The sequence below is a fragment of the Nguyenibacter vanlangensis genome (assembly GCF_013376155.1).
Lineage (GTDB): Bacteria > Pseudomonadota > Alphaproteobacteria > Acetobacterales > Acetobacteraceae > Gluconacetobacter > Gluconacetobacter vanlangensis.
The window spans coordinates 1-5,065 of the sequence record NZ_JABXXP010000181.1; the positions used below are offsets into that span (position 1 = coordinate 1).

Annotated in this window: 3 protein-coding genes; 1 reads left to right on the forward strand and 2 read right to left on the reverse strand. The window is 64.4% G+C overall.

What is annotated here, in order from left to right; all coding sequences use genetic code 11:
* The coding region (locus HUK84_RS10060) for a nucleoside hydrolase (RefSeq protein ID WP_176640171.1) at positions 1-507 on the forward strand (507 nt) is incomplete at its 5' end.
* Positions 508-626: 119 nt separating this feature from the next.
* Here the strand turns inward: HUK84_RS10060 and HUK84_RS10065 are convergent.
* Positions 627-3,680: a TonB-dependent receptor plug domain-containing protein gene (locus HUK84_RS10065; protein WP_246285593.1), complete on the reverse strand. Its 3,054-nt coding sequence runs from the start codon at positions 3,678-3,680 to the stop codon at positions 627-629.
* A gap of 263 nt (positions 3,681-3,943) precedes the next feature.
* Positions 3,944-5,065, reverse strand: a 1,122-nt coding sequence (locus HUK84_RS10070) for a sugar porter family MFS transporter (RefSeq protein WP_176640173.1), incomplete at its 5' end; no start/stop codon positions are given.

Sequence of the window (5,065 nt, forward strand, 5' to 3'; positions counted from 1 at the left end):
ATGGGCGGGGCGTTCGGCACGCGCGGCCATCGGGGCAACGTCTCGCCGGTGGCCGAGGCCAACATCCTGTCCGACCCCGAGGCGGCGGACCGGGTGGTGACCGCGCCCTGGCCGGTGACGATGCTGGGGCTGGACGTGACGCAGCATGTGGTGATGGACGCCGCCTATCTGGACCGGCTGGGGGCGGCGGGCGCGGATGGGGCGTTCCTGCGCGCCGTGTCGCGCTTCTACCAGGCATTCCACGAGCGGTCGCGCGGGCTGGCCGGGATCTTCGCCCATGACAGCCTGGCGGTGATCCAGGTGATGGCGCCGCATCTCTTCACCCTGCGGCGGGGGCCGGTCCGCGTGGCGTGCGGCGGAATCGCCGACGGCCAGACGATCCAGAAGCCGGACGGCGTGCCCTGCCCGCCCCTGCCGGCCTGGGACGTCCATCCGGCGCAGGCGGTGGCGGTGGATGTCGACGCGGCCGGGGCGCTGACGCTGTATGCCGAGACGTTCGGCGTCTGACGGGGCCCCCGGCTCGACGGTCCGGCCTCGCATACAGCGACAGTGCAGCCGTTATGCAAGCAGATCCCGTTCAAATGGAATCGTTTGAACGGGGGTGAAGATGCCGGAAAAGACCTGGCTCAGAGCGTCACGTTGACGCCGAAGCGGAAGGCGCGGCCCAGCATGCCGGCTCCTGCCCAGGCCGGGTTGTACAGATATCCGCCATAGGTACCCAGATCCAGCGGGGGCCTCCAGTTGGCGACATTGTACATGTTGGCATAAGCCGTGAACCGTTTGTTGAAGCGGTAGGCCAGCGTGAGGTCGATGTCCCAGAAATGGGAGGCATTGCAGCGGATCGGGCTGCCGTCCAGTGTCGTTTCGCCCGCGAAGCCGGTGGCGGCCTGCGCGCAGTCGTTGCGCGTGCCCGGACCGGTATAGTCCTCGGCGGTCAGCTTGTAGCCGCTGGTGTAATAGACGGTCGTGGTCAGCGACAGCTTGTCATAAGTGAAGGTGTTGGCCCAGTTGGCGCGCCAGCGGGGGGTTCCCGACGCCGAGGTCGTATTGGCCGGTCCGAGCGTGCCCGCGAAACGTTCGGTGCCGAGACCCGGATAGGTGATGTTGTAGCGGAAGACGTATGTGGCCTCGCCCTTGCTGTACCATTTTATCTTCGACAGCTTGCCCGGGAGCGGGACATTGGCGTCCAGCGCGAGGTCCAGCCCGTCGGTCACCAGGGTGGCGCCGTTGATGTAGCCGAGATTGACGATCCCGGGACGGGCCATCGCGCCGGGATGGTCCGGATCGGCGACGTCGGGTATGACCGAGATGCCCGACGGCATGCCGGCGCCGGCGTAATACGCCGCCAGGGCCGTGGATTGGTTTGCGGTCGTGATATAATTGTCTTTCTTGATGTAATAATAATCGACGCTCATGTTGAGCCAGCGCGTCGGCTGGATGACGGCGCCGCCGGTAAAGCTGGTCGACAGTTCGGGCTTGACGGCGGGATTGCCGACCGTGTTGAGCGCCAGGCTGTATGACTGCGCATAGGCGTCCGGCCCCGTGCCCGAGGCATTCGGGTGCTGGGCAAGGAATGCCGCCGCGTTCGGATCGCCGGCCGGGTTGTAGGTGATGTATCCGATCGTCTGGCTGTTGGTCTCGGCGAAGCTCGGCACGCGGAAGCCCTTCGAGAAGGTGCCGCGTAGCGTGAATTCCTTGACCGGCTTCACCAGGGCTTCGACCTTGGGCGAGAAATGGTCGTACCCGACCGAGTAATTGTCGTAACGGCCGGATACGTCGGCGCTGAAATATTTGACGACCGGGATATTCGTTTCGAAGAAGCCGGATTCGACCCAGCGGCTGCCCTTCGCGTAAAATCCGTTGATGCCCATGTACTGGGCGCTCGGATTGCTCGGGTCGTCGGGGTTGGCGCTGGGGTTGTTCAGCGATTCGTAGCGAATGTTGCCGCCGATGACCAGGTTGACCATGCCGCCCGGCAGGCGGAACAGGCCCTTCTGCAGGGTCGCCTCGCCCGAATATTCCGAGGAATCCGAATGCTGCACCGATCGCGGCGCGATCCAGTTGCGGATGGCGGCCGAGTTCTGTGACGGGTCGAGGAAATTATAGCTGCCGTCGTTGATCGCCTGCTGGACGCGGCTGAAGATCGGATAGCCGTTCCGGTCATATTCCAGGTCATCCGTCATGCCGACGAACGATGCGTTATATTTCCAGTCCGATCCCCAGTTCGAGGGCTCCCACCCCGAAAGGCGGACGGAGCCGCGATAGGCCTGGTTGAACTGGGTGGAACTGGGGTTCAGGTCGCCGAACAGATAGAAGATCTGCGCCGGCTGGCCCTGCGCGGCCCATGGATCGTAAGGATTCGGTTGTCCATTGGACAGCATCGCCGGAAGCGTGATGTTGGCGAAGCTGATGTCGCCCGAACGGCTTTGCGAGCGGATGCTGACAGGCGCCCCACTGGTGCCCGCGCCCGTATTATAGCTTGTGTTCTGCGCATAGGTGAACATCGCCGTCAGTTCGGCGCGTTCCCACGGACGGGTGGTGAAATGGGCGGTCGTGCTGATGCGGCGATCTTCGGGGTCGATCACCCGGTAGTTGCCCACCAGGTTCTGTTCGCACACGGTGTTTGCGAAATTGCCGGTGCTGCCGGGAAAGGCGCCGGCCGGCACATTGTGGGTGGTCAGGTTTCCGCAACCGCCGCCGAGGGGTTGAAGCCCGCCGAGCGGTGTAAGGGTGCCCCCCGCACCGACCGACACCGGGCGTACGAGCGCCGTGGTGGTCGATCCGATGCCGACGACCGAGCCATCGGCCTGGATCGCGTTGGGATTGGCGTTATAGCCGCCGATGCCAGTCAGATCGCCGGTATCGTAGGGGTAGCCACGCTGCCGGTTGTACAGCATGTCGTCATTCTGGTATTCGGCATTGACGTAGAAATTGTAGTTGTCGCGATCGAGGTCGCCATGCCCATAGGTGGCGTAGAGGCGCTGGTGGCCGGCATCGCCCTGGCCGCTTAAGCCGCCTTCGGCATTGGCTTCGAAACCCTTGATTTCCTTGCGGGTGATGAAGTTGATCACCCCCGCGACGGCATCGGCGCCGTAGGTGGCGGACGCGCTGTCCTTCTGGACGTCGACCGCCTGCATGATCGACATCGGCATCCAGTTGACGTCGACGAAGTTACGTTCGCCATCGTCGGAAAGCGGATAGTAGGCCAGGCGTTGTCCGTCCATGAGCACGAGGGTCGAGTCCGTCGTCAGGCCACGCAGCGACGGTGCCGATGCGCCTGCCGCGAAGGCGCCGTTGGAGGAAAACGAGGCCGGCAGATTGCCCGAGCCGTTGGAAGCCAATTGCTGCAAAGCCTGCGCCGCCGTGGTGATGCCGCGCATTTGCAGGTCGCGGGTGGTCAGGTGCGTCATGGGGGAGGCACTGCGGAAATTCGGATCGCGGATCAGAGAGCCGGTCACGACGACATTTTCGGCCTCGGCCGGGACCGTCGGTATGGCCGCCGTCTGCACCATGGCCACCGCATTGGCCGACCGTGGGGGCGGAACGACGGAAGCAGGTTGCGCAACCGCAGCCGATTTCTGGGCTTTCACGGCCGGCTTGGCATGGTGCGTGCGGGCCGCATGCGCATGCGGCGGCGTCGCCGCGTTCTGGGCGAAGGCGGGAGAGAGTGTCCCGCTCATTGCCGTGAAGGCCAGAAGGAAAATATTCCGACGCCGAACAGATATGAAAGACGTTCGTTCCATTATGTGCGTTTCCTGAAACTTTCGCAACATAATGTAAAATAGAAACAAACAGATATTGTTTCTTATGCGTTACAAAATATGTCGGCAAAATTTTGTCACGAAACCGGAAAGAGTGCTCTTTCCGCAGGACACTAGATTGCCGGAGCGTCATCCGATCGGGAATGAACGGGGCGGCGCGGTGCCGGCGCCGCCCCCGTTCGTCACGGCGTGTGATGCCGGGCGCGGCCCAGGTCGCGCAGCGGTACGCCGGCCATCAGGCGCTGTTCGATCGCTTCCAGCGTCATGCCCTTGGTTTCCGGCACGAACAGCCAGGTCAGGACGATGAACAGGGCGTTGAAGGCGGCGAACAGGCCGAAGGTCATCCCCCCGCCCAGCGCGTGCAGCAGCGACAGGAAGGTCGCGCCGACCGCCATGTTGCTGAGCCAGTTGGTCAGCGTCGAGAAGGCGATGCCCAGGTCGCGGCCCTTGAGGGGCTGGACCTCGGAACACAGGACCCAGATCAGCGGGCCGGCCGACATGGCGAAGCCGGTGATGTAGACCAGCAGCATGAAGACGGCGAGGATCTGCGTCGTCTGGCTGGCGACGCCGTGGCCGATGACCAGGCCCAGCGTGCCCATGCCCAGGGTCATGACGATGAAGCCGGTATAGAGGATCGGCTTGCGTCCCCAGCGATCGACCAGCCCGACGGCCACGAAGGTCGCCAGCATGTTCACCAACCCGACGATGGCGGTGCACCAGAGCTGCGCGGTGCCGGAGAAGCCGGCCAGCGCGAAGATGCGCGGCGCGTAGTACATGACCACGTTGATGCCGGCCAGTTGCTGCATGATCTGCAGCAGGATGCCCAGCGCCACCGAGCGGCGGAAATTGCGGTTGTGGCGCAGCATCTCGAAGCCGCGCTGCTTCTGCTGAAGCTGCAGGCCGATGTCGCGGACCTCGCGCGAGGCGTCCTGCGGGTTGGACCGCAGGGTGCGCAGGACGTCCAGCGCCTCCTGCCGGCGGCCCTTCATCATCAGCCAGCGCGGGCTGTAGGGCAGGAACAGCACGCCGACCAGGAACAGGGCGGCGGGCACGGCGACGATGCCGAACATCCAGCGCCAGTTTCCGGAATAGCTGAACAGCGTGTCGCTGAGGAAGGCGAGGAAGATGCCCACCGTGATCATGAGCTGGTAGGTCGAGATCATCGCGCCGCGCACCTTCTCGCCCGCGATCTCGGACAGATAGAGCGGCGCGGTGAAGGCGGCGATGCCGATCGCCAGGCCCATGACGGCGCGGCCCGCGATCAGGGTGGCGGTGGACCAGGCCAGCGCGCAGGCCAGCGAGCC